The sequence below is a fragment of the Lactococcus formosensis genome (genome assembly GCF_018403745.1).
Lineage (GTDB): Bacteria > Bacillota > Bacilli > Lactobacillales > Streptococcaceae > Lactococcus > Lactococcus formosensis.
On the sequence record NZ_BOVP01000006.1, the window covers coordinates 14,749 to 40,547 of the forward strand.

General features: G+C 38.0%; 28 protein-coding genes and 1 other annotated feature. Of the genes, 9 read left to right on the plus strand and 19 right to left on the minus strand.

Annotated features, from left to right (window positions below):
- Positions 1-118 precede the first annotated feature (118 nt).
- The gene (gene ald / locus KJS37_RS07750; protein WP_213496711.1) at positions 119-1,225 is read right to left on the minus strand and encodes an alanine dehydrogenase; all 1,107 of its coding nucleotides are present in this window, start codon (positions 1,223-1,225) and stop codon (positions 119-121) included.
- Positions 1,226-1,831: 606 nt separating this feature from the next.
- Here ald and KJS37_RS07755 point away from each other — a divergent pair.
- Complete coding sequence (locus KJS37_RS07755) at positions 1,832-3,004, plus strand: hypothetical protein (RefSeq protein WP_213496713.1); 1,173 nt, start codon at positions 1,832-1,834, stop codon at positions 3,002-3,004.
- Between the two features lie 6 nt (positions 3,005-3,010).
- Entirely contained in the window at positions 3,011-3,643 is a 633-nt protein-coding gene (locus KJS37_RS07760; protein WP_213496715.1) for an ATP-binding cassette domain-containing protein, read from the plus strand.
- Between the two features lie 97 nt (positions 3,644-3,740).
- Here the strand turns inward: KJS37_RS07760 and rpmA are convergent, their stop codons facing one another.
- From rpmA to KJS37_RS07790, 6 genes are all read right to left on the minus strand, one after another.
- Positions 3,741-4,025, minus strand: coding sequence for a 50S ribosomal protein L27 (rpmA, locus tag KJS37_RS07765; RefSeq protein ID WP_213496717.1), 285 nt, complete (start codon positions 4,023-4,025; stop codon positions 3,741-3,743).
- The gene (locus KJS37_RS07770; RefSeq protein ID WP_004257958.1) at positions 4,018-4,362 is read right to left on the minus strand and encodes a ribosomal-processing cysteine protease Prp; all 345 of its coding nucleotides are present in this window, start codon (positions 4,360-4,362) and stop codon (positions 4,018-4,020) included. Before KJS37_RS07770 ends, rpmA begins: the two co-directional genes overlap by 8 nt.
- A 3-nt stretch (positions 4,363-4,365) precedes the next feature.
- On the minus strand, positions 4,366-4,680 hold the full coding sequence (rplU, locus tag KJS37_RS07775; protein WP_003136338.1) for a 50S ribosomal protein L21: 315 nt from the start codon (positions 4,678-4,680) through the stop codon (positions 4,366-4,368).
- Between the two features lie 33 nt (positions 4,681-4,713).
- Positions 4,714-4,786: a sequence feature (ribosomal protein L21 leader region), on the minus strand.
- A gap of 145 nt (positions 4,787-4,931) precedes the next feature.
- Positions 4,932-5,840, minus strand: a complete 909-nt coding sequence (locus tag KJS37_RS07780) for a diacylglycerol/lipid kinase family protein (protein WP_213496719.1) — start codon at positions 5,838-5,840, stop codon at positions 4,932-4,934.
- Positions 5,841-5,930: 90 nt separating this feature from the next.
- Entirely contained in the window at positions 5,931-7,109 is a 1,179-nt protein-coding gene (locus KJS37_RS07785) for a DUF998 domain-containing protein (RefSeq protein ID WP_017369716.1), read from the minus strand.
- A 1-nt stretch (position 7,110) separates the two neighbouring features.
- Positions 7,111-7,488 (minus strand): YwiB family protein, encoded by a 378-nt coding sequence (locus KJS37_RS07790; RefSeq protein WP_017369717.1) that lies wholly within the window; start codon positions 7,486-7,488, stop codon positions 7,111-7,113.
- Positions 7,489-7,688: 200 nt separating this feature from the next.
- Between KJS37_RS07790 and KJS37_RS07795 the strand changes: the two genes are divergently transcribed.
- The 3 genes from KJS37_RS07795 to KJS37_RS07805 are packed head-to-tail and all read left to right on the plus strand — an operon-like array spanning position 7,689 to position 10,182.
- On the plus strand, positions 7,689-8,987 hold the full coding sequence (locus KJS37_RS07795; protein ID WP_017369718.1) for an HD domain-containing protein: 1,299 nt from the start codon (positions 7,689-7,691) through the stop codon (positions 8,985-8,987).
- 21 nt (positions 8,988-9,008) lie between these two features.
- Positions 9,009-9,821 (plus strand): sugar-phosphatase, encoded by an 813-nt coding sequence (gene yidA / locus KJS37_RS07800; RefSeq protein WP_017369719.1) that lies wholly within the window; start codon positions 9,009-9,011, stop codon positions 9,819-9,821.
- Positions 9,814-10,182, plus strand: coding sequence for a hypothetical protein (locus KJS37_RS07805; protein ID WP_213432729.1), 369 nt, complete (start codon positions 9,814-9,816; stop codon positions 10,180-10,182). Before yidA ends, KJS37_RS07805 begins: the two co-directional genes overlap by 8 nt.
- 20 nt (positions 10,183-10,202) lie before the next feature.
- Here KJS37_RS07805 and trhO read toward each other — a convergent pair whose 3' ends face one another.
- Together trhO and KJS37_RS07815 are read right to left on the minus strand one after the other, a co-directional pair.
- Complete coding sequence (gene trhO / locus KJS37_RS07810; protein ID WP_019291868.1) at positions 10,203-11,216, minus strand: oxygen-dependent tRNA uridine(34) hydroxylase TrhO; 1,014 nt, start codon at positions 11,214-11,216, stop codon at positions 10,203-10,205.
- 85 nt (positions 11,217-11,301) lie between these two features.
- Positions 11,302-11,757 carry a hypothetical protein gene (locus tag KJS37_RS07815; protein WP_213496722.1) on the minus strand — a complete coding sequence of 152 codons (456 nt, stop codon included), beginning with the start codon at positions 11,755-11,757 and terminating at the stop codon, positions 11,302-11,304.
- Between the two features lie 284 nt (positions 11,758-12,041).
- On the opposite strand from KJS37_RS07815, the gene KJS37_RS07820 reads away from it, so the two are divergent.
- The 3 genes from KJS37_RS07820 to ntdP all read left to right on the plus strand — a co-directional run bounded on the left by KJS37_RS07820 (position 12,042) and on the right by ntdP (position 14,241).
- Positions 12,042-12,686, plus strand: a complete 645-nt coding sequence (locus tag KJS37_RS07820; protein ID WP_017369723.1) for a CatA-like O-acetyltransferase — start codon at positions 12,042-12,044, stop codon at positions 12,684-12,686.
- Positions 12,687-12,693: 7 nt separating this feature from the next.
- On the plus strand, positions 12,694-13,638 hold the full coding sequence (locus KJS37_RS07825; protein ID WP_213496821.1) for a metallophosphoesterase: 945 nt from the start codon (positions 12,694-12,696) through the stop codon (positions 13,636-13,638).
- 72 nt (positions 13,639-13,710) lie between these two features.
- Entirely contained in the window at positions 13,711-14,241 is a 531-nt protein-coding gene (gene ntdP / locus KJS37_RS07830; protein WP_096368393.1) for a nucleoside tri-diphosphate phosphatase, read from the plus strand.
- Between the two features lie 22 nt (positions 14,242-14,263).
- On the opposite strand, the gene KJS37_RS07835 is transcribed toward ntdP, so the two are convergent.
- Positions 14,264-15,904: an ABC transporter permease gene (locus KJS37_RS07835; protein WP_017369726.1), complete on the minus strand. Its 1,641-nt coding sequence runs from the start codon at positions 15,902-15,904 to the stop codon at positions 14,264-14,266.
- A 12-nt stretch (positions 15,905-15,916) separates the two neighbouring features.
- Positions 15,917-16,795 carry an ABC transporter ATP-binding protein gene (locus tag KJS37_RS07840; RefSeq protein ID WP_165711989.1) on the minus strand — a complete coding sequence of 293 codons (879 nt, stop codon included), beginning with the start codon at positions 16,793-16,795 and terminating at the stop codon, positions 15,917-15,919.
- A gap of 132 nt (positions 16,796-16,927) precedes the next feature.
- Here KJS37_RS07840 and KJS37_RS07845 point away from each other — a divergent pair, with 132 nt between their 5' ends.
- Positions 16,928-17,494: a TetR/AcrR family transcriptional regulator gene (locus tag KJS37_RS07845; RefSeq protein WP_213496724.1), complete on the plus strand. Its 567-nt coding sequence runs from the start codon at positions 16,928-16,930 to the stop codon at positions 17,492-17,494.
- On the opposite strand, the gene whiA is transcribed toward KJS37_RS07845, so the two are convergent.
- The 8 genes from whiA to KJS37_RS07885 all read right to left on the minus strand — a co-directional run bounded on the left by whiA (position 17,491) and on the right by KJS37_RS07885 (position 25,786).
- Positions 17,491-18,411 (minus strand): DNA-binding protein WhiA, encoded by a 921-nt coding sequence (whiA, locus tag KJS37_RS07850; protein ID WP_017369729.1) that lies wholly within the window; start codon positions 18,409-18,411, stop codon positions 17,491-17,493. The genes KJS37_RS07845 and whiA overlap by 4 nt on opposite strands.
- Positions 18,408-19,394 carry a gluconeogenesis factor YvcK family protein gene (locus tag KJS37_RS07855; protein WP_017369730.1) on the minus strand — a complete coding sequence of 329 codons (987 nt, stop codon included), beginning with the start codon at positions 19,392-19,394 and terminating at the stop codon, positions 18,408-18,410. Before KJS37_RS07855 ends, whiA begins: the two co-directional genes overlap by 4 nt.
- The gene (rapZ, locus tag KJS37_RS07860; RefSeq protein WP_017369731.1) at positions 19,391-20,281 is read right to left on the minus strand and encodes an RNase adapter RapZ; all 891 of its coding nucleotides are present in this window, start codon (positions 20,279-20,281) and stop codon (positions 19,391-19,393) included. The genes KJS37_RS07855 and rapZ overlap by 4 nt, the downstream gene beginning before the upstream one ends.
- Before the next feature lie 44 nt (positions 20,282-20,325).
- Positions 20,326-21,771: a cardiolipin synthase gene (gene cls / locus KJS37_RS07865; RefSeq protein ID WP_165714459.1), complete on the minus strand. Its 1,446-nt coding sequence runs from the start codon at positions 21,769-21,771 to the stop codon at positions 20,326-20,328.
- A gap of 106 nt (positions 21,772-21,877) precedes the next feature.
- Entirely contained in the window at positions 21,878-22,489 is a 612-nt protein-coding gene (locus KJS37_RS07870; RefSeq protein ID WP_017369733.1) for a hypothetical protein, read from the minus strand.
- On the minus strand, positions 22,453-23,760 hold the full coding sequence (locus tag KJS37_RS07875) for a glycosyltransferase family 2 protein (RefSeq protein WP_213496726.1): 1,308 nt from the start codon (positions 23,758-23,760) through the stop codon (positions 22,453-22,455). Before KJS37_RS07875 ends, KJS37_RS07870 begins: the two co-directional genes overlap by 37 nt.
- Positions 23,761-24,411: a hypothetical protein gene (locus tag KJS37_RS07880; RefSeq protein WP_213496728.1), complete on the minus strand. Its 651-nt coding sequence runs from the start codon at positions 24,409-24,411 to the stop codon at positions 23,761-23,763. It lies immediately after the preceding gene.
- Complete coding sequence (locus KJS37_RS07885; protein WP_213496730.1) at positions 24,401-25,786, minus strand: NAD(P)/FAD-dependent oxidoreductase; 1,386 nt, start codon at positions 25,784-25,786, stop codon at positions 24,401-24,403. The genes KJS37_RS07880 and KJS37_RS07885 overlap by 11 nt, the downstream gene beginning before the upstream one ends.
- Positions 25,787-25,799: the final 13 nt, after the last annotated feature.

Consider the following 25,799-nt stretch of genomic DNA (forward strand, 5'->3'; position numbering starts at 1 on the left):
ACAAATACCTTCCTGTTCTTTTATTTATAATCTTTGTCTCATTATACCATATTTCAAGGTTTATACGCTTCCACACCTTTCTTGAATATAAAAAAGTATTGGGAAATCCCAATAACTTTTACTTAATTTTTGTATAAGGAAGTCCGATTGAGTCAGACAGTGCAGATGAAACTATTTTTCCTTTATAAACACTCATACCAGAGCGAAGCGACTCACTAAGATTAAGTGCTTCTTCTAAACCATTGTCGGCAATTCGTTTCAAGTATTCTATATTCCCTTTAGACATGACCAAAGTTGAAGTACGGGGTGTTGCCCCTGGCATATTTGGCACTGCATAATGAATGACATTGTGTCTTGTAAATACCGGTTCCGCATGATTTGTTGCGTGATCAATCGTTTCAACCGTCCCCCCTTGATCAATAGCGATATCAACAATCACAGCACCTGGTTTCATTGATTTCACCATATACTCTTTCACAAGTTTTGGGGGCTTAGCACCAGGAATTAGAATTGTTGAAATAAAAACGTCTGCTTTTTTTATGTGCTCTTCAAGTGCTTCTGTTGTTGACTTCACAACCTGTAACTTTTTACCAGCGTAACGTGTTTCCAGCTCTTTAATACGTCTATCATTCAACTCTAAAATAAGGACAGAACAACCAATACTCAAAGCAATATCTGCTGCATTTTCTGCTGCAGTACCACCACCAAATATGACAATATGCCCTGCCTCGATACCACTTTCGGGAATACCAGGGAGTAGAATCCCTTGTCCACAATGTTGTTTTTCCAGATAATATTGTCCAATATTAACAGCGCGTCGTCCCGCAATTGCACTCAAAGGTTTGAGTAATGGAAAAATTCCATCCACAGCGATATTTTCAGCCGAAAAAGCAGTTACATGCATTTCCATCATTTTTTCAACACAAGCTTTATTTGCAGGTAAATGTAAAAATCCCCAGATTATTTGTCCCTCTTTAAGGTATTGATATTCTTCCTCTAAGGGCTCTTTTACACGAACCATCATTTCTGCTTCCCATGCTTCTTCACGTTCCACTATCTTGGCTCCCGCTGCGATATACTGCTCATTTGGAAAACCAGCACCAAAACCTGCATTATTTTCAACATATAGCGTATGCCCGGCCTCTACCAAAGTTTTTACATTTTCCGGCGTCATTCCGACACGTGCTTCCCCTTGTTTCAAGTCTTTTACTACACCAATTTTCATTATTTTCTCCTTCAATGCAACTCAAAATTATAGAGTAAATATACCATAAATAAAGCGCTTAAATTATAGAAAGGGAAAATAACACTATCTTTTTAGAATAATAAGATATTTATGTTTTCTATTCTACAAGATATATTTTTAGTGAAAAGCAAGATGTATTTACGTCTTATACAGTGTAAGGCAAAAAAAGAGGTTAGGCATTGAAAGGAGGCACTCAATATAACATCAATATTTATAGAAAAAGAAATAAATTACATGTCAAACAAAAAACTTAAAAAACTGCTTATTACTTGCTTTCACAGCTCTTGCACTCACGTCAGGTTCTGCTTTAGTACAAGCGAATGACATTCAAAGGCCTGCACCTCGAGTCTGGGTAGGAACTGTTGTTCGACAAAGAGTATACACGCCACAAGATAGACTTGTTCAGACCTTTTATCGTGAATTAAGAGTTGTAAATGGCTATAGGGTCAGAAGAACTCCACTCTATCCTGATAGAAGTGGAACACGTTACTATCAAGACTACATTTACAATGCTTACTAAGAAATAAAAATGGCGGAAGGAGAAAATATTTTATTTTCCCTTCATTCTTTTTAAGGGGAAAAAATATGTTTATACTAAAAAAATTTGTAAGCAATATTAAAAATAAAATTCTGCTCTCCTTACTGTTCATCGGCTTAATCTTTCAGTTTGTTGCTTTTAAAACTGTAGGAACTCATCTTCCTCATGGTTTAGGATTAGAAAATACAACACAGGAAAATATCAAAGCCAGCGAAAAGAGTATCAAGGAACTCAAAAGTTTTAGTGAATCTGGAGATCCCCCAGAAAACGCTGAAGAACTCTTAAAAGAATTCAATGACGAGTTAAAATTAGATAAGACAAAACTTCAAGCATTAGAAGAAAATAATTACAATGAATTCTGGCGTTTAGATAAACTTTATAATGAACAAAGAATTAAAAAGTTAGAGGAAGCACAAAAAAATGGTGAAGAGCTTCCTTTTGGTGGGGGATATGAGCATTTCAAGGCAACCTCTAAATGGTACCACCAAGTCCTAGCCAGTGGGCAAGACTTTTCACAACTTCCGGGAATGAACCCATCCAGTATTGGCGCTGCCCTCTATATTTTGATTGGCTTAGGAGGGCTTTATGGTCTAATCCTGCTGACTTTTATCTGTGGAGATGCCTTAGCGATGGAAATGCCTAATGGTTTGCGTTATTACCATTTGATGAAAAAGGATAAAAAAGTGCTTCATTTCCAACATCTGTTTATTCCTATTGGTTTTGTGCTACTGCTCATTCTTTCTACCCTACTGGTCTTTGCGCTCATCGCTGGACTCCAGTTTGGCATCGGATCTTGGAACTTCCCTAACTTTGTCGTTGGTGCGATTTATGATGTGTTTCAGGGCGAGGAGTTGCTCTGGCGTCTGCTCTATCTACTTCTGGCCATCCTATTTATTACAAGTTTAGGACAGCTCCTCTCACAGTTTATCAGAAAAGCTTATATTCCTTCAGCGGTTATCGCTTTACTGCTGGTCACTTATTCTATTATCCATACGCATGAAGCGATGAAAACAATCATTAAATGGATCCCTTTAACCTACTTAAACATTAACACTGTCTTGCAGTTTTCCAACGGTGAAAATTCTTGGCCAACTTCTGGGAACTTTCTCTTTGGAAGAGACTCCCTCTGGATTGGTGCTCTTGTACTGCTTTCTTGCAGTATTCTTTTCTATGGCATCAGCCATTTCTTATTCACAAAGTACATCTATAGAAAGGCCTAGTAACTTATGAAACTTATAATAAACAATCTAACAACCTGTACGCTGAGTAACATATGTCTCACACTTGATAAACCAGGTCTTTATGGTATTATCGGTCGAAATGGCACAGGAAAATCTACGCTTTTCACGGCAATTAATAAGGAAATGAACTACGAGGGAGATATTCAGATTTCTGATGGCTGGCATCAAGGTAGAGTTTCCTATGTTGCGACACTTGATATTTTTGAGCCTAATCTTCGAGCAATCGATTATATTAAGGTTTTGACAAAAGCAGAGCTAAAAAACGCAGAAAAATACATGCCCATATTTTCTGCTTCACGCTTCTTTAAAAAACCAATCAAAAAGTATTCTCTAGGAATGAAAGAAATACTGGCCTTCATTAACACTGTAAGCCTCGAAGCAGATCTTATCATTGTCGATGAGCTGATGAATGGACTTGATAATGCGATGCGCGCCAAAGCCTTCCAAATCTTAAAAGAGCTTTCCAAAACAAAAATCATCCTACTTACTTCCCATATCTTAGAGGAGGTTGAAAAGCATTGCGACCAAGTCTATTTTCTTTCAAAATATGGTTTTGATGATGTCCTAAATTTTAGGGAGGCACAAAAATTAATCCAGGAAACCCGAGTATTCATGTAAAAAAGACATGAAACTATCCATTTAGAGCGGACTTTTCCCATCGTCTTTTCTTTTATATTTATAAAAAAAGCCTCTCCGAAGAGAGACTCGTTCACCATTATTTAGCTACTGCTGGGTAAACTGAAACGTGTTTTTTACCACGTTTCATTTCAAATTTAACGTGTCCTTCGATTTTAGCGAAGAGAGTGTCATCGCCACCACGACCAACGTTAGCACCTGGATGGATATGTGTACCACGTTGACGGAAAAGGATTGAACCGCCGCTTACAAGTTCACCGTCAGATACTTTAGCACCAAGACGTTTAGCTTGTGAGTCACGACCATTGGAAGTAGAACCCCCACCTTTTTTGTGGGCGAAGAGTTGCAGATTAAGTTCAAGCATTATATTGCCCTCCATTTTCAATTTTAAGTGTAATGTATTGGCTGTAATTATTTGATACTTCTCGCATAGCATTTTCAAACGCTTGGAGAAGTGTTTGAGCCAATTCGCCTTGTCTTTCAGGAGTACTCAAAGGTATTTCAACATAAAGATAACCATCTTCCATGTTGGCAATAGGTTTAATCTTTGCCATTTCATAGAGATTATTTGCTGTTGTAATTGACAACACACTCACAGCTGCACAGACCACATCATGGCCATATTCACCTGATTCAGCATGCCCAGAGATCTCATAGGAAACTATTTTATCTCGCTTTGTCCTGATAACCGCTTCAATCATGCCTTAAGCGTTGATTGATTTGATGACAACCTTAGTGTAAGGTTGACGGTGACCTTGTTTACGGTGTGAGTGTTTTTTAGGTTTGTATTGGAAAGTAACAACTTTCTTTTGTTTACCATGTTTTTCAACTTCACCGACAACTGTTGCACCTGAAACGAGTGGAGCACCAACTTTAGTAGTAGCACCGCCGACAAGAACAACTTCGTCAAAAGTTACAGTTTGACCAGCTTCAACGTTAAGTTTTTCAACGTAGATAACTTGTCCTTCTTCAACTTTGACTTGTTTACCACCAGTTTTGATGATTGCGTAGTTTGACATTGTGATTCCTCCTTGTTAGATTTTGTGCCGTAAAACGGCTGTAAGACTCGCCTTGGACCGTGAGCTAATGCTACTTAAACGGTACCTCGTGCGGTTGTACTTTATGGGAGACCACAAAGACAACTATATAAGTATAGCAGAAAATATTCTTCAATTCAAGTGGAATGCAAGGTTTTTTTTACTTCTATTTGTCATTTACTGTTAAGTTTGCATTCATCAGGTGTTTTTATAAATAATACAAGAAAAAGTTCTTATTTAGGAACCACCGTAGTCAAACCTTTGCGATATACCGTTATGTCCAATGGAAGCGGCGAGCTTTTATCCCCATCGATTCTTGAATAAGGAATGTCCTGTTTTTTGTTGGACTGAGCACTTATTTCTAAGTGATTGGTGTCAAAATAAGTAATTTCCATAAAATCTTCGAGTTGGCCTTTGCGTAGTTTGTTGAGGTGAAATAATATTTTGAACAAATTAATTTCCTTCAAAGAATACACTCGGATGAGACCATCGTCGACCTTAGCATCAAGGGATAAAGCCTGTCTTCCGCCAATCGTATCGGTCATCGTAATTAATAATAATTTTGTTTTTAAGGCCTTTGTTTTTCCATCATATTTGAGTTCGATACGATAGCTTTTATTATGACGAATTACTTTATAAGCATCCTTCAAGTAAGCAAAAGGTCCAAATTTTTTCTTTTCCGAACTGCTCACGTTTTGAGCGATATCTGCCAAGATTCCCAATGTTAAGCTGGAAATCATATAGTCATCGTTCACTTTGGCAATATCAAATTTTTGCAACTTCCCCTCATTGAGATTTTGCAAGGCAGCTTCTATATCCTGAGGAATATGAAGTGATTTTGACAAGTTATTGACCATACCATTGGGAACAATACCTAAGATAGATTTACTTCCTCCCTCAAATACGCCACCACATACTTTATTGATCGTTCCATCTCCACCAAGTGCCACTACAAGATCTGTGTTTTCTTGACTTGCTTTTTTTGCTAAACGTACTGCATCTTCTGGGCTATCTGGATTGATATATTCCACATGAGAGGCTTTGTTTTCTTCTTTTCCAAAAAAATTTTTAATTGTATTTAATATTTCGTTTTCGTCATTTTTTCCTGATTTTTCATTATAAAATACTTTTACTTCTTTCATTTTGACCTCCCTATCGTCTTTATTTTACCATAGCTTTTACTTAAGGTAAAAAAAACCTGCTCTGCTTTTAGTATATGAAAAAACCACAGCTTATTTTTCTGTGATTTTTTCTACGTCTTTTACGATATCAACTTGATAAACGACACGTGGATTAAACAATATCCTCACTAATGTATTAATCAAGAGCATAATCCATGCAAAGGATAGGCTAAAGGAAAGAATTTCAAATGCAGTTAAGTTTAAATAATAGAGTGGATGCCATAAAAAGTAACCAAAAACAATCAGACTCGCTAAACCATAAGAAATACGGTACATGTTTTTATCTAAGTCTGGTAAAAACCAACGAATTCCCAAGATAGACAGACTCATAAATAGGACTATGAGCTGGGCTGCCACATCATGCATAATATGCGCTAAACCATCCCCATTATTAGGGATTAAACCGACTAAAGCAATAGAAACAGCACACAAAGTTAATAAGATTTGCAAAATCATAAATCGTATACGGTGCCCTAACTTCTCGCGTATTGATACAAATATATAATCAAACAAAGCAATCATCAAGGCAGCTGAAACAACCAAGGTCATATTAAATTGCAAGCTTGTGTTAGATTCACTCGTTCCCAAAAGACTAAAATTCTTTTGCCACCAATATTGATTATTATTGGCAGCCATACTTGCCACAAGTCCGCCAACAGAAACCAAAATAAGCATATTGATCATCATTTGGATAGAAAATGTGTCTACGGCAAAGATCAAAAGATAATTTAAAATTCCAGAGAAGATGGCAAAAATCATCATTGACGTAAAAACATCAAAACTCAACCCATAAAAGAGTTGGTTTAAAAACCAAAATAAGGCAACCAAACCTAAAGTCACAATAATAAAAACAGAAAGAATAACGGAGGGGAAAGTTCGCCAGTACACGCGCGGCACCATAGTATGATAAAGCTCTTTTCGCTTTTTAATAAATGCAATGATGAAAGATGTCAACGCGACTGCATTAGCAATAACTAGAACTCCAGTTGAAATTGATGCCGTACCTGATAGTCTAATCTGAGTCAGTCCCATAACTTGACTGGCAACAAAAAAGAGAAATGTGCTGAGCGCTGTGGGTATCAGAAAGACCCGCGCGGCATCTTCTCTCTTATTGGGTGTTTTAGCACGAATAGTAAAACTATTTTTATTATTTTCAACAACTTCGATTTCTTTTTCACCTGACAACTCCAGCTGGTCGTACAGTTCCTCAGGGAGTAATATTTTTTTCATTTCAACTTATTTTCCAATCAATTCTCATCCGATATTCTCCGATAGGGATTGTATTTTGAGCTAAACGGTATTTCAACTTCACATGTTTTAGCTCTTCATTCATATGAAAATCATCAGTTAAAATCTCTAAAGGACCCAATCCTTCATAAACTGTGTGTGTTGAAAGCTCTTTATGAAAGCGCATAGTAACTGGTTTATCAGCATAACGTGTCATACTTAATTCTGTTTCATCAAACTTTATTAAGACTTTTTCTTCTTCAGCATTTTTGTAATATAATGCAATTTTATTCCCTAACTTTTTCACATCCCCTTCAAAAGTTTCACGAATAAATTCTTCTTGTCCATCAATAACAATACGGTTCCGAATAGTAATTTCCATAACTGTTATTTTACTATAACTTGCCTTATTAGTAAAATGGCAATTTATGTCAATTTCGGTTATAATTGTATTACAGTAATGCAAGAGTTTTCATTAAATAAGAGTCTCATTTGGTGACTCTTCATCGAAAAACTTATCTTGAAACTAAAACACATTCAGTCACATCAAGATAATTGCATGCAAAATACAAAGGAGGTTGTATGGCACAGCTCGAAAAAGTTTTTCGTGATCCCGTCCATGATTATATTCATGTCGAAAACCAAACGATTTATGATTTAATCAACACTGCGGAATTCCAACGCCTACGTCGTATAAAACAACTGGGAACTTCCTCTTATACTTTTCATGGAGCCGAACATAGTCGTTTCTCACATTGTATGGGTGTTTATCATATCGCTAAGACAATCACTGAATGGTTCACTAAACGTTATCCTGAAACTTGGAATCCAGAAGAAAATTTAGTTACACAGTGCGCGGCTTTATTACATGATGTTGGCCATGGCGCTTATTCTCATACATTTGAAGGCCTCTTTGGTACAGATCACGAAGCTATAACACGTGAGATTATTACCTCACCAACTACTGAAATCAATGCGGTTTTACGCAAAGTAAGTTCCGACTTTCCAGAGCAAGTCGCTTCTGTTATTTCCCATGACTATCCTAATCCACAAGTGGTGCAACTTATTTCCAGTCAAATTGATGCGGATCGGATGGATTATCTCTTAAGAGATGCTTACTATACTGGGGCAGTTTATGGACAGTTTGATTTGACGCGTATTCTCCGTGTAATTGCACCTCATGAAGACGGCATTGTCTTCAGAATCTCTGGGATGCATGCCGTGGAGGATTACATCGTGAGCCGTTATCAAATGTACATGCAAGTTTACTTTCACCCAGCCAGTCGCTCCATGGAAGTCATTCTCCAAAACTTGCTTAAACGTGCTAAATATTTATACCAATTTAACCATAGTTACTTTGCGCGAACAAGTCCGTGTCTAGTTCCTTTTTTTGAGAATAAACAAACCTTGCAAGACTATCTTGCCTTAGATGACGGTGTGATGAATACCTATTTTCAAACATGGATGGCTAACGAAGATGATATTTTGTCTAAGCTTGCTCAGATGTATATCAACCGTCACCTCTTAAAATCCTTGGAGTACAATCAAGGACAAGAAAAACAGCTGGATCTTTTTAACTCTGATGCTTCGCTTTTGGATAAGCTGCGCAATCTCGTTGAGAAAGCTGGATTTGACCCTCAATACTTTACGGGAACCAACAGTAACTTCGATCTGCCTTATGACTTTTATCGTCCCAGTTCAAATAAACCACGAACACAGATTGAAATTTTACAAAAAGATGGCAGTCTCATTGAGCTCTCCGAGGTTTCTCCTATTGTGGCAAGCCTAGCGGGTACCATTCACGGAAACAGCCGCTTCTACTTCCCAAAAATCATGTTGGAGAATCCTGAATTCATCACCTTTATGCAAACCAACCTTTAATTAGAAAAGAGAAAAAATAAAATGATTAAACTTATTGCTATTGATATCGACGGTACATTATTGGACCCAGAACGCAAAATCACGCCTGAAGTTAAGCAGGCAATTGCAGAGGCCAAAGCTGCTGGGGTAAAAGTTGTCATTACAACAGGACGTCCACTCATGGGTGTTCACGATATTCTGGAAGAACTTGAATTGACGGATTACAGTGATTATGTTATTACTTATAACGGTGCTTTAGTACAACGTGCGACTGGTGAAGAGTTTATCATGGAAACCCTAGAGGCAGAAGATGTTCTTGATATTGATGCTGCCGCTCGTAAAATCGGTGTACATATGCACGCCATTACTAAAAAAGGAATATACACAAGTAACCGTGACATCGGCAAATACACTATTCACGAAGCTTCCTTGGTTAATATGCCCCTCTATTTCCGTCAGCCTGAGGAAATTGCAGCACTTGAAGTTGCAAAAGTAATGATGATTGATGAACCTGAAATTTTAGACAATGCTATCGCCTACTTGCCTTTTGAATTTTTCGAGCGTTATAACATGGTCAAATCAACTCCATTTTATCTTGAATTTATGAATAAAAAAGCCAGCAAAGGAAATGCTGTACTGCACTTAGCTAAAAAACTCTTCCTAGATGTGGACGAGTTAATGGCTATTGGTGACCAGGAAAATGACCGTTCTATGCTAGAAGCTGTTGGAAACCCAGTTGTCATGGGCAATGGTAAAGAAGATTTGAAGAAAATTGCCAAATATGTCACAAAATCTAATGCTGAATCTGGTGTCGCGCATGCCATTAACGAATGGGTTTTGAAAGATTATGAATAAACTTGCTGAAGAAATCTTTGGTCAGAATATTCACTTTTGGTATGACGGACTTCCGATTTATAAAGATGGAACTTATGCAAAAGAACTCCAACTCTCTGACCAACTTAAAACTGTTCTTTTACTGGTAAAAGATGATTTCTATAAAAAAGAAGCCACTGAATATTTCTGGTATATATATAGTAATGAACAGACACAGGATGCTCTGCATGAAAAAGTACGTCCAAATATTATGATTCGGTATCAGTCTGGGGAATTCTTTGTACGAATGAATATTTCCGATGCAGATTTTGCCTTATCTTTGGGGCACGTGCTTGATTTTGAAACAGAACTCAGGGAACAATTAGAAAAAGCAATCGTTTAAACGATTGCTTTTTCTAATTGTTAGCTTCTTCCTTTTGTGAAGAATGTTGGATCCGCTGCACGCTCTGCGATTAAAGCATTGATTTCTTCATCAGATAAGCTGAGTTCTTCCACACAGCTTTGTGAACAACAACCTTCAAAGCGCTCGGCACAATTTTCACATTGGATAAATAAACGATGACAAGCTTTATTTTTACAGTTCGTATGCATATCACAAGCTTCGCCACATTGTGGACATGTTGAGAGAACGTCATCCGTAATACGCTCTCCCATTCGTTCATCAAATACAAAGTTTTTACCAATAAATTCAATAGGTAAATCTTGCTCTTTGGCTTTACGTGCGTATTCAATAATTCCACCTTCCACGTGGTAAACATTTTCAAAACCTTCGTGCTTCATAAAAGCACTGGCTTTTTCACAACGAATTCCACCTGTACAGTACATGACAATATTTTTATCTTTATCGTCTTTAAGCATATCTGCAGCCATTGGTAGCTGTTCACGGAAAGTTGCAGATGGTACTTCTAAGGCATCCTTGAAATGTCCAACTTCATATTCGTAGTGGTTACGCATATCAACAAAGATAGTGTCTTCTTTGCCAAGCATTTCGTTCACTTCTTCAGCTTTTAAGTACTGCCCAACATCTGAAGGGTCAAACGTTGGATCATCAATACCATCTGCAACAATTTTGTTACGGACTTTCATGCGTAAGACCCAGAAAGATTTACCATCATCTTTAATTGCATAATTTAGACGAAGTCCATCCAATTCTGGCGCTGTTTGGTAAAGTGTCGTTTTAAATTTTTCTAAATTAGGAGTAGGTACACTGATTTGTGCGTTAATTCCTTCTTTCGCAATATAAACACGGCCAAAAACTTTTAAATCCTCGAATTTCATGTAGAGATTATCACGAAATTCTTGAGGATCAGCAATATTAAAATATTTATAAAAAGAAATTGTTGTACGGGGCTCTGTTTCAGCCTCTAAGCGTTCTTTTAATTCTTTATTTGAAATTTTATTGTGTAAGATAGTCATGCTTCTATGGTAGCACAGCTTTATATTTTTCTTAAGAAATGCGCTTGTGTTTTATTGCACAAAGCTCAATACAAAAAAAACACAATCAAGGAAGTGTTTCTTTTTCTTCTTCGGCAAGTTCTTCAAGTTTTTTCATACGACTCATCAGCTGTCTTTCTCCCAAGAGAATAACCAACAATAATAGGCCCCAACCTGCCAATACCCCTGCCGTACGCATCAGCCCATCCCCACGATAAGTCAAAAAGATACGTTCTGGGTGTTCATTGTCTACATAAATTTTGATTTTTGTATCAACAGTGCCCAAGTTTCTAAAGTAAGTATCCAAAGGGCGTACTTGGTGACTAACACCTTCAAAAGTGTAGTTCACCTCTTTTAGTGCTTCGTCCCCGCGGACAATCGCACCTTGAGTTTCAGTTTTTGTGACGTTTTTATTAGCCATATGAACCCCAGTAAAAAAGAGAGAGCCTGAGATTAATGCTAAGCCAACAACGAGTAAGAGAATTCTTGAAATCCCTTGCAGTATTTTTACCGTATTATTCATCTATAACCTATATAAATTCTAAACTTTATTTTGATCTCCCCCTATTATATCAAAATTATCGTTCGGACTCTAGTTAGCTATAATCTATAAGCTCACAATTTTATTTTCTGTAGACATATTCCTCAGCAGGACTGTTTGACCCGCCTTGCACGAAAATTAGACCTGGTTTAAATAAAAATACTTTGAATTTATCTGACAGCTGGATAAGTACTTCAAAATTATAGAAATCTATGGTACACTCTAACAAAACCCTCACTTCTAATAGTGATTTCCGAGGAGAAATAATGAATTATAAACATATTGACATGGCTTCCTATAATCGTCTTTCTCATTTTGAATATTTTAAAAGTCTTGCCCAACCCTATGTTGGAGTGACCGTTAACGTAAATATTACAAAACTTATCGCAACGATAGAAAAGAATAAATTTCCTTTTTTCTTAACGATCTGTTACTGTGTATCCCAAGCAGCAAACGGTGTTTCAGAATTTAAACAACGTATCGTTGAAGATAAAATTATAGAATTTGATAACTGTCAGACATCACACACAGTTTCCTTAGACGACGGGACCTATACTTACTGCAATCTTGATTTCACACCTGATTTTGCTGCATTTTTGAGCTATGCCATGGAAGAGCAAGAAAAAGCTAAAGCCATTCCCTCAATCGAGGAGGAGCCTAAAGGGACTTTAAATAAATTATTTATCTCCACACTTCCATGGTTCTCCTTTACTTCCATGATTAATCCAACACCAGTTCCTGCGGACAGCAATCCAAGAATCACCTGGGGAAAGTATTTTGAACAAAACAAGGAACTGTTGCTTCCCCTTTCGGTTCTTGCTAACCACGCTCTTGTGGACGGAGCACACATTGCAGCATTTTATACCTTATTGGATGAAGAAATTGAAAAATTAGTCCAAAATTATCAATAAACCAAAAATTCCTGTAATCTTTTTTCGGTTAACACAATTAGAACTTGATTTACGGTTCTGTTATAATTTAACTATGAAAAAATTAGCACTGCTTTCAGATCTGCATCTGGATGTTAATCAATTTACAGATTCTGAAACTCAAGTTTTAATTGATACCCTGCAAGAGCAGTCTGTGACTGATTTGCACTTTGCAGGAGATATGTCCAACGACTATAAAAAAATTACGACACCTTTTTTTAAGCAATTATCAAAAAACTTTGATATTAGCCATAATCTTGGCAATCACGATATGGTACATTTATCCGAAAAAGAAATTAATGCACAGGACTTTTCGCTTAAGTATTTTGGGGATACACTTTTAGTTAGTTTTCACGGTTGGTATGATTACTCTTTCGTTCAAGATTACTCAGATGAGAAACTTTTATCCTTTAAAAATAGCTTTTACTTTGATCGCAAAATCCATCGTGATTATAGCGATGCCCTTACGACACAACATACTCTCAACACTCTCGAAACAATTTTGGAAAATCTAGATTTTTCTGGCCGTATCATCATTGCCATGCATTTTGTTCCACACAAAGCTTTTTCCATTAATACAGCTTATAAAAAATTTGAGCGCTTCAATGCTTATCTTGGATCACAAGCTTTCCATGAATTGTTCATTCAGTATCCTCAAATCACGGACGTTGTCTTTGGACACGCACACCACCGAATTTCTGCTCAAACTATCGATGAGATTGTCTATCATTCACGTCCTTTAGGTTATATTTACGAGTGGCAAATGGTCAGCGATTTTCTGCAAGACTATCCCGAATATCAAATCGAAGAACATTATCATTTGCGTAAAAGATACCAGGCGATTAGATCACTTAATATTTGGGAAGATTACCGTGCACAGCATCTGTCAAGGGAGCTCCTCAGGAGCTTAAGCTTTTTTGAGCTACCAACCTGAGTCCAGAAACTTTTTGAATATTATGCTATAATAATAAGCGAGAACTTTGAATTTTGGAAAGTTGGTGAAGCCTTGAATCTTCCGAAAGAAGGCGACCTTGTCACGATTCAAAGCTATAAACATGATGGCAGTTTACATCGTACCTGGCGAGATACGATGATACTGAAAACAAATGAAAATTCAATTATTGGTGTAAATGACCACACACTTGTAACCGAGTCAGACGACCGTCGTTGGGTCACACGTGAACCTGCAATCGTTTATTTCCACAAAAAGTTTTGGTTTAACATCATTGCTATGATTCGTGAGGAAGGCGTCAGCTACTATTGCAACCTTGCGAGCCCTTTTGTCTTAGACAATGAGGCACTGAAATATATCGACTACGATCTCGATGTAAAAGTATTTAAAGATGGCGAGAAAAAACTCCTAGACGTTGAGGAATATGAACGTCACAGGAAACAAATGAACTACTCTCCTGAAATTGACCACATTTTGAAAGAAAATGTAAAAATTCTTGTTGATTGGATAAATAATGAACGCGGACCTTTCTCCAAAGAGTATGTTGACATTTGGTACAATCGCTATCATCAATTAAAAAAATAGTCCAGACGGACTATTTTTTTATTTAATCACCAATCAAGTCACGTTGCCGATAAATAAACATGCCAATCAGAGCAAATATTACTGCTAAAGCAAGTATAAATACAAAATTGCCCCAGTTCATTGTTTCTACCGGAAGTCTTGAAATATGGTGGAAAACATTAAAATTATTCAACCAAGCAGGGAGATTCAATATGTTACCAATATAACTCATGAAAAAAGCAAAACCAAGATAAACCCAGATTAATGTGCTCAAGCGTGGAAGCACGGCCATTAGAGAACCTAAAATCCCAAGGACAAAGAAAATCCCAGCAGTCCAAGACATTCCCGCTGCAGCTACTTTAGCAAAACTGAATGCATTGTCATTATTGGCTTGGGCGAGATAGATACCAAGCACAACTGCAAATTGAGCAAGACCTCCCAATATCCAAGAGATAATCATATAAGTGGCATAAACTTTATAACGACTAATTGGCATAGCATAAAGCTGTTCTTGCCGATTTTTTCGTTCTTCTGTTACCATCCGCATGAGAGAAGTGACCGCAAAACAAGCAACCATTACAGCACAAATCATAAAGATTGTCGACATAAAACTTTCAATCATCGCTTTACTTGCTACCTTGCTGGCTTCATTAGCCAGATGAGGGTCAATATTAAAGAGTTTGGATATAGTTGGACTGGATTCAACAAAGCCACCGATTTGGTCAATCATTGATCCATAAGTAATGCCTAGAACAAAAAGCCCTAAAATCCAGCCGATACTAGCTGTACGTTGTTGCCTCAGCGTAAGCCCTGTAAAACTGAGCAAGCTTTTCGATGCATGAGCCTTACCATTTACCTCTGGAATATATCCTGCATTGACATCTCGCCTAATTTCAAGGAAATAAGCGAGAACGAGAAGAATAAGGCTCAATCCTAAAGCCAAGAAGATGGGAAGCCAATGATTCTTAACATAAGGGTCGGTTAGATAGGACCAACTTAAAGGGTTCCAATAGCCCCAATTTACATTTTGTGTATCTGTTCCCATACGAATAAGGTAGAGCAAACCAAGCAAGCCAAAAGTAGCACCTTTGGCACTGCCTGAGTCGGAAAAGATTTGTGCAAAAACAAGTGCAAACAAGCCCCAAAGTAAACTTTGAGCACCTATAGCAGAGGCAAACAAGAGATTCTCGCTAAAAGAAGTCATACCTGGAATATTTTGCAACTGAATTGAAATCGCCAAGATTACAGTAATCAAGACTTGTAAAACAAAGAGTTCAATAACAACGGCTGTCGTATTGGCTAATTTTCCGACTTGAAAAGAGCGAAAAACTTCAGCGATTCCATCTTCTTCTTCTTTTCGTGTACGATTGATAACATAGATAATCGCAACAACAGCGAATGTTATTGCCGTAATTAAAGGCATGGTCGTTCCATAAGCTGCAGCCGCGGTAAAGTCCTTACCTTGAGCGACCGTCATAGGACCGAACAATGCCGTCATAGCTGGTCCCTGAAAAACATTAAACATGGTTTCTCGTTGACTATCAGTCTGCATGATAAGCTCGAATTTACCCACTCCCGACGCTGCAAAGGCCAGCACACCAACTATCCAAAAGACAAGTTTTAGCCAATCTCTCTTGAGTAAAGCCCTCAGCATACTAAAGGTTTTATTTAAAGGTTTGTCCATAACGTTCACCTCCTATTCATAATGATGCATGAAGAGCTCTTCTAAAGTTGGCGGTGTAGACTCTAACTTCTTCACCCCATACTTAAGTAAAGTTTTTAAGATAACATCTGTTTTATCCGAATCCACTTGAAAAACAGCCTTATTGCCATTGAGGTGCAAATCATGGACGCCCTCTAATCCATGCAACGCTTCTGGCGCTTGAGTAGTTTCGACTTTAAAAGTATCACGTGTCAAATGACGTAAATCATCAAGTGACCCTGTTTCAACGATTTCTCCTTTTCGAATAACAGCAACACGATCTGCTAGACGCTCGACTTCAGATAAGATATGGCTGGACAAAATAATGGCTTTCCCCGATTTTTTGAGGCGCTGGACTTCAGCTTGGAAAACCGATTCCATCAAGGGATCCAAACCACTGGTTGGCTCGTCAAATATATAAAGTTCAGCATCCGTGGCTAAGGCAGCAATTAAGGCAATCTTCTGACGGTTTCCTTTGGAATAGCTACGCGCCTTTTTCTTGGGATCAAGTTCGAACTTCTTGATAAGTTCATCACGTTTTTTTAAATCTGCATGACCATGTAATTTCAAGAAAAGGTCAATAATCTCGCCCCCAGAGAGATTGGGCCAAAGATAGACATCGCCGGGCACATAAGCAATTTTCTTATGAATTTCAATGGCATCCGTCCACACATCTTTACCAAATATTGTGGCTGAGCCTCCACTCTTTTTAATAATCCCCAACAAAACACGAATCGTTGTTGATTTTCCTGAACCATTGGGACCAATATAGCCCAAAACTTCTCCGGCATTTACATCTAATGTAACATTCTTCAAAGCTTGAAATTTACCAAAATTTTTCTGCAAGTTTTTTATTTCAACAATCTTTTGCATTGCTTTGCCTCCTCACTCCATACTAATATGTACTATTTTTACTTTTATAGTTCATATTGTACTATTTTAGTTGAAAGAGTACAAACGAAAAGATATAATACATATAAAGTATTCTTTTGTGGAGGCAAGAAAATGAATCAAACAGAAAAAAAGAAAAAAGCCATTCTTGAAGTGACTTCTAACCTACTACGAGAACGCTTAATTTCAGATATTTCTATGGATGAAATTGCTCAACTGGCACAAGTCTCTAAGGTCACAATTTTTAAATATTACAAGAATAAAAATAACTTGATGAATATCGTTATACGAGATGCACTTAATTTTATGATTGAAGAAATTCAACAGTTGGTAAACACGAAAGAAAATTTTCGTGAGACTTTTCGTCAGGTTTCGCGTTTTAAAATAAGACAGATTCATTTAATGACTGATATTTTTTTGCAAAACATGATGAATCAATACGCTACTGATCCTAACTTCTTTGATACAGATATGCGACATATTCAACATCTTGTTTATCAAAAACTCTTTCAAAAGGGACGTGCAGAAGGTCAAATTTCTCCTGATTACACGGATGAGGATTTGATTCTTTTTATCGATATTATGAGTGAAGGCATGAAAAGAATCCCTTTAGAAAGGGCACTGAAGCGCCCTGAGATTCTTACTGAAATGTTTTTAAATGCTCTAAAAAAAGCGGATTAATTTCCGCTTTTTTTTATTTCTTCTGCTAAAGCTGTCAGTTTTCGTAACCGGTGATTCACACCTGATTTACCCAGAGGCGGGTCCAAGAGTTGCCCTAACTCTTTAATTGTTGCTTCAGGATGAGCAATCCGTGCATGTGCAACCTCTGTGAGTGCAGGGGGCAGGTTTTCCAGCTCTTTCTTCTCTGCTAAATATTTGACGGCCGATATTACATCTTGCGCTGCTGACACTGATTTGTTTATATTTGCCGACTCAAAGTTGGATTGACGGTTTGCCAAGCCACGCATTTCACGCATTATTTTTGCATCTTCAAATTTTAAACGTGCCTTCATCGCACCAATCAAAGTCAAAAAATCCATGATTTCTTCTGCTTTAGATAAATAGAGGATGTAGCGGTTCTTCCGCGCAATGACACGCGCATCAAAACCGAAATTATTAAAAATATCTTTTAAGTCTTCAGCATGTTCATAATATACACTAGAAATAGACAACTGATAATCGCCTTTTTCTGGGTTGTGCATTGAACCACTCGATAAAAAAGCCCCCCGCATATAATCTTCTTGTGCTTGTTGGTCATATTTGACTGACTCAGGGATACCAGAGTCCAGAAACATCAGCGAATCCGAAAGTTGTAGCTCATTGAGCAATGCATTGACCTTCTCTTCGATAAAAACCGTGTATACTCTATTTTTGGATAATGTTGTTTTCTGATGCACCCGAATCTCGGCACGTATCTGGTAAATTTCGAGGAGCATCTGATAGATATACTTTGCGGTTGCTGCATTTTCTGTAGACAAGGACAAGGTTAAACCACCAGAAATACCCAGAGAGCCATTCATCCGAATTAATGCAAGCAAAGTTCCTCGGCTTGCTTTTTGACTCGTGAGTTCTTTTTTTATTTCACTTGTAAAGCTCATTCTTTTTTTCTCTCACAACGTGTACTGATGCCCATGATTTCTGAAGCAATTGCATCCCCGTTGTGGAAGGCTCCACCATTAATCAATTCTAAGAAATCATTTGAAATAACATTAACTTCTTCCTCTCTGAGTGCTTTAAAGTCATGAACAACTTGTACCAAATACTCATCAAATTTATTAGAATTCATATACTCTTCTGGCACCTCAGCACTATTTACAAGAACGGTATCAATCACACGAGTACCTAAGTGTTCGTGGATGACACGTACATGATCGGCGTCACTGAAGTGCTCCGTCTCCCCACGTTGTGTCATGATATTGCAGACATAAACAATACGGGCTTTTGTTTTTAATAAGGCTTCACCAATTTCTGGGATGACAATATTTGGCAAGATTGAAGTAAAGAGGGAGCCAGGTCCTAAAACAATCGTATCTGCTTCCATTATAGTTTGAACAACCTTTTTAGAGGCACGTGGTCTCTGTCCCGTATTTGTCTCAGTCAAATATACATGATGAATCAAACCTTCATAATCAGCAATTTTACTTTCACCTTCAACTTCATGTCCATCCTTAAAGACAGCATGCAAAGTCAAAGCTACATCACTTGAGGGATAAACATTTCCACGCACATGGAAAAAACGAGCCAGAGTTTGCACCGCCTGATAAGTCGATCCTTGCATCTCACCAATCGCTGCAATAATCAGATTTCCTAAAGGATGACCAGAAAGTTCCCCATCGCTTGCATCAAAACGATATTGGAGAATATCTGCGTAAAATTTTGGCATGTCGCTCATTGCGATAAGAACATTGCGCAAGTCTCCAGGTGGAGCAATATTAATTGCTGAACGCAGACGGCCCGAAGAGCCGCCATCATCTGCTACTGTTACAATTGCGGAAAGATCGATATTTTCTTGACGCAAAGACTTCAAAATAACGGGAATCCCAGTCCCGCCTCCTATAACTACTACTTTTGATTTACTCATGATCGATTAACCGTTTCTTTCCGTCTATCCTTATCTCTATGGCTAGTATTTAAATGCCAATCTTCTTTAAGAAGTGCTTTGGATACACGTTCAGCAAATGCGACAGAACGGTGTTGTCCACCTGTACAGCCAAAAGCAATTGTCAATACAGATTTTCCTTCTTTTTGGTAGGCAGGTATAATCGGCAAGAGCATATTCATTAAATTTTTATAAAAATCTTCAGAAGCTTTCTGGTTCATAACATAGTTGAAGACTTCTTTATCTTGCCCTGTTTTATCACGAAGCTCTGGAATATAGTGTGGGTTTGGTAGAAAACGCACATCAAAGACTAAGTCTGCATCCATCGGCAAACCATACTTAAAGCCAAAGGAAATAACTTCAATACGAAATGGTGCTTCTTTTGTCTCTGAAAAACGCTCAAGAATACGGGCCCGCAAATTACGTGGTGTGAGCTCACTTGTATCAATAACAACTTCAGCCAAGGACTTCAAATCTGAGAGAATTTCGCGTTCTTGTGTAATCCCATCCAGTACACGTCCATCAATAGCTAGCGGATGTGAACGGCGTGTTTCTTTATAACGTGCAACCAGTTCAACATCACTTGCATCAAGGAATAAAAGTTTGAAATTCACTTCTGGAAGATTAGAAAGTTCTGCAACGATACCGCGCAAGCGGTCAAAGAAGATACGTGAGCGCATATCGACAACCATTGCGACTTTGTTTATCTTACTATCTGGTGTATTGAGAAGCTCAACAAATTTTTCAATTAAGTTAGGTGGCATATTATCCACGGCAAAGTAGCCCATATCTTCAAAAGATTGAATAGCTACAGTTTTACCTGCGCCTGACATACCTGTAATAATGACAATATTCAGTTTGTTATCCATGTTTTTCTCCTCTTTCTTATAAAGTATAAATAGGATTATTTTGTTCAAAGCATTGGACTAATGAGTCTTGCAAGCCCCTCTTTAAAGCGAATACTAGTACTACGCTCTTCGTATATTTCCATGGTCAATCGTTTACTGACTTCAAGGTCTTTCTTAAAGTCTTCACGTAATTTTTGCGAAATATCATAATCGTAAAGGACCATATTTCCCTCAAAGCAAAGTTGGAGACTTCGATTGTCGAAGTTTGCTGATCCTACAGATGCATACTCTCCATCAATGATGAGCGTTTTAGAATGCACAAACCCTTTCTCATAAGTATAAACCTTTGCCCCCATCTTAAGCAAGTCTGCCGCATAATAATAGGTTGCCCAATACACCAGCGGATGATCTGGCTTATTAGGAATCATAAGCCGAACTTCTACACCAGATAAAAGTGCCAATTTCAAAGATTCATGTAAAGCATCATCTGGAACATAATAAGGTGTTTGAATGATGATTTCACGTTCTGCACTGTTTATCATTTTCATATAGGTCATTTTGATTTGTGCTTTAACTTCATCTGGACCAGAGGTCACAAACTGTGTGATGATACGGTCTTCTTCTAAGGCTACTGGGAAGTACTCTTCTGCTTCTGATATTTCAAACTTATGTTGACTGTTCCAATCCATAATGAAGCGATTCTGTAAAGAATACACAACATCTCCTGTTAAACGGAGATGCGTATCCCTCCAATAACCAAATTTAGCCGTTTCTGTTGCGTATTCGTCTCCCACATTGAAACCACCTGTGTAACCAATTTGACCATCGATAACCACGATCTTACGATGTAGACGATAATTTGTTCGGGGATTGATGAGGGATAAAATCAGCGGAAAGAAATAGGACACCTCTCCCCCAGCTTTCGTCAATTCATCAAACTCATGCATTTTCGTTTTATTGCTTCCCCAAGCATCAATGAGGACTTTCACTTCAACACCACGTTTTACAGCTGCAGTAAGAGCATCGGTAAGCTCCCTTCCCAGATGATCCATACGAAAGATGTAATACTCTAAATGGATATGGTGTTTGGCATTATGAATATCGTCAAGCAGTGCATCAAACTTTGCACGACCATCTGTGAAGATTTTCACTCCTGTGTTTGCTGAAATAACGGCTTTTTCTTCAACAAAAAGCATATGAATCAGCTGTGTAATACCATGATTCCGCGTTATTTTTTTTATGAAGCCCTCTTCATTATATACTCTCCAAGTACGTTTCAATTGTTCCTCAAATCCCACACGAAAGGCACGCTGCACTTTAAAAATTCGATAGTGTGCAATGCCACGACCAACCAAGATATATAAAATAAAGCCAAAGACCGGTAGCAGGTTGACCACAAAGAGCCAAGCCCATGTTGTTGAGGTGCTTTTTCGCTCCCGAAAAATGATGGTCAATGATAAAAAGAAGTTTAGGACAAAAATAGATAGTTCAACAATGGCAAGAATCCCCAAAATAAAACTCCTTTTTCTAAAAGTATTCTTATCTAATTATAGCAAATTAAGGACTGTTTCGCTTTCATTTTAGATAATAATACTTTTAGAAAACCTTGAATATACTTCAAGGTTTCTTAATATAATCATCATAAAGTAGCTCAATCTCGTCGGTATCAATATTTTCTTCGGGTAAAATAACGACCCACTTGATATTTCGGCGTACTGCTTCCTCACCTAATTTTCTTGAGAAATGGAACTCTAAAATATCAGCTTTGATCTCAATTTGTTCCAAAGCGTTCTTTCGTTTGTCCTGGAATTTATCAGAAAAATATCCCTTAGTTCTAAACCATTTACGGTTGAACGCAAGCAAAGCAATAATGATCGACACTACAAGTAGGGTCATAAGGATTGATTGCGTAAAGGTATAGAAAAGTCGTGTTGTGGACTCCAAATAAAAGAAGGGCTCCTCTGTTTCTAATATCTCTTCAGTCAAAAAGACTTGCCATAAAGTAACTATCCCAGGTACAAAGGTTACTAACCAGACAATGATTATCCCGCAAACATTAAGCAACCGGGTTGTTATCAACTTCGAATCTGGTGCTGCTTTTGGATCAAAGAATGCATCGTAAACCACTTCATTCTCGATTTCCTTACGTGACAGGATGCGCGGACGTTCTGAATCAACATGTGGTTCTCCATTTAATCTCCTGTCTTCTGTCTCTCTGGGGATACCCATGTTCCTCCTCCTCCTGTTATTTGTGCTTTAATCGCTCTTGGCAAAGCCGCGAGCAAAGTGAATGGTGAAATGAGCCAATAAATCCATGTGTACCAGCCTGCGAAAAGGGAATACTTCATGGCAGCTTTATCACTATCATTAAACCAAATTGAAGTTAACAACTGTGTCACACCAACAATAAATTCATACATGATGAAAATCAAGGCACTAATCATAAAACGCCTGATCTGAAAACCATCCCCAAGTGCCACCCAGAAAAAGAGCCAGTAGATGACAAATAGTGACGAGATAAACCAGAAAATGGCCCACATGATTGATAAAAATTGGTCCATGAGCAAAAAGATGAATGGAAAAGTTTTCACAGGATGTAAAAGCACATCCAGAGTGTGAGACATAAAAACTTCAAGGCCACCTTGTGCCCAACGCCGCCGCTGTTTGTAAAGGACACTAATTTTTTCAGGAACTTCCATATAACAACGGGCATTCGGTGCATATTGGATCCGCCAACCCTTAAGCTGCAATGCCCAGCTGACAGCGATATCTTCGGTGATTTTGGATTGATCAAAAAGCCCTATGTCTATCAAAGCTTCCCGCCGATACATGACACAGACCCCTGAAACTGTGAAAATTCGTCCAATCATCGATTGTGCACGCTTGGTCATTCCGATAATCGAATGATATTCCACATATTGTAATTTCGCCAACAAAGAAGTCAAATTACGTGGCATAGGATTTCCTGTGACTGCAGCAACCAGTTCTTTTGGAGAAAAAATAGAATCTTTCATGAACCAAGCCACCATATGTTTAAGTGCATCTCCAGTAACGAAAGAATCTGCATCGATACAGAGGAGAAAGTCCCCTTTCGAATGAAGGGCTGCTTGCGTAAGTCCATGTGCTTTTCCTTTATTCTTCTGTACTTCAATAACTCTTAAATGTGAGTCGGGCTTCGCCTCTTGCCAGTTTCGCAAGATAGCATTGGTATTGTCTGTTGAACCATCAGATATAGCAATAATTTCATAATTTTTGTAATTGATCTGTGTGTCCAAGTAATACAGCGTACGCTCGATAACAACTTCCTCATTGTGACAAGGGACCATGATGGTTATGAACGGCTCTTTAGTACCTTCTGGAAACTTGGGAAGACGATTTTTAGTCCGGAAATGATAGTAAGTACCACCAATAATCCAGAATATCCCACCAACAATCGGATAAAAAATAAAAATGAAGAGCATTACATCAACAATGCTGCTAAGATTAAACCAACCAACCATCTAGTTTCCGCCCTTCTTTTCAATATAATTCCGTTCTTGTGAAACTAAAGACTCATAATTTTGGAAGAACTTCGCATAGCGGTTTCTACTATTTTTTAAATCAATTTCAAAAATATGGGCTGCCTCGCGTACAGTATCACATTGACCAGTTTGAATATAGCTCTGAAAAATTTCGATAGCTTTAGGCGTTAAGTAATTCACTGAAATATTTGTTTGAGATACTGTTTCCGAATCTAAGATTTCTCTAGTTTCTTTTAGAAGGCGCTCACGCTCTGTTTGAGTCTCACTATTAATCCTCGCTACTGTAGGGCTGGAAAACCGCTTGAGTAACCCTTTCTCCCATAGAAGTAGAAAAATCACCATAGAAATCATGCTAGAAAAAACAAAGTAGAAAACGTCAAAAAGAATCAAAAATTCAAAGTCCATCCGCTGAAGCATATATTCACCAGCAACGATGAAAAATGCGACCGCAATAAATATCCCCGCAATTGAACCTGTGATAAAAGCATAACGATTACGAGTAGCGTTAATTTCACGCTTCATGGCCTTTTTCAGTTGTGTGCGCTGAATGCGTAAACTGTCTAGTCGCTCAAGTGCTTGAAGTAAATTGTCAAGCTGAACAAGCGCAGTTGATGATCGCTTATTTAGCATCTGGATTTCTCCCCTCTTGCTTTTGGTGAAGCTGCTCTCTTACTTTTTGTGCTGCAATTTTTAGAAAGTTATCGGGATTTTGGAACCCATGCTCAAAGTAGAGATCTGCAAATTCCATGTCTTCAATCGTCATATCTTGTTGGATAGCAACTGAGACAATATTGGCATAGCTTGAGAGATTAGAGACTGTGCCCATAGCTTGAAGACCTAAAATCTTATGATTTCCTTTGTCATAGGTAAGCCATACCTTGACATAGTCATCAGAGTTGATAAAGTGATTTTCTAGATAAACCAGCTCAGCTTCGTAGCCTTCTTTTCGAGCGGTTTCTTTACTTAGACCTGAGACACAGATGCTATATTCCTCTAAATTCATAGAATAAGTGCCTTGAGACGGCGTAATCATCCGTTTAGGCTCCATAAGATTAATAGCAGCGACGGCTCCTTCACGGAAAGCATCTGAGGCATGGGGAAGATAGATTTTGTGCTCTACTTGCTTCATAGTTGTGGTGGCACAGTCTCCTACTGCAAAAATGTCATCTGCACTGGTACGCATATATTCATCAACCTCGATTGCACCCCTATCGCCAATGAGGACCTGATCCATTAATAGAGTCGAATTTGGTCGAAAACCTATAGCTACAACAACACCATCGACATTTATTTGTTTATGTTCTGTGTAAACAGCTATAGTTTGGCCTTTTTTACTGAGTTTTGATGATGAAATATCTTTGATGTCCAGAACCAAAGATGAAGTATGCACTTTGATCCCTTCCTTTTCAAGTAAGCTCCGTATTTCTTCACCAACTTCTTCATCAACATACTTATTCAGGATGCGATTTCCAGCTTGGACAATATAAACTTCCATACCTTTTTTTCGGAAAATACGAGCAAGCTCAACACCAATCATGCCGCCTCCCATGACCGCAACAACTTTTTTCTTATCCATAAATTTGCGAAGAGCAAAAGCATCTTGTTTGTTTTTAACAAAATATACGTTGTCATTGATCACACCACGAATTGGGGGAATGACAGGGTATGACCCAGTTGCTAGGACTAATTTGTCAAAATGATCTGTGAGTGGGGTTTCATCGTCTTTTTCAGTGTAAGTCAACTGCTTAGTTGTTGTATTAATATCTTCAATAGTTGTCCGCGTTTTGACATGGATCCCCAAATCTTCAAGCTCTCTAGTAGAGGTGTAAGTCGATTGGCTCGCCAGATTATTTTTCCCCATCAAAAATTGCGGAATGCTTTGGGAAATGAAGCTCACTTCCGCTTTTCTTTCGTAAATTATTATTTCAGACTCTGGATACTCTTCACGCGCACGCTTGGCACAAGCAATACCAGCATGAGAACCACCAATAATTACAATTTTCATAAAACGTCTCCTT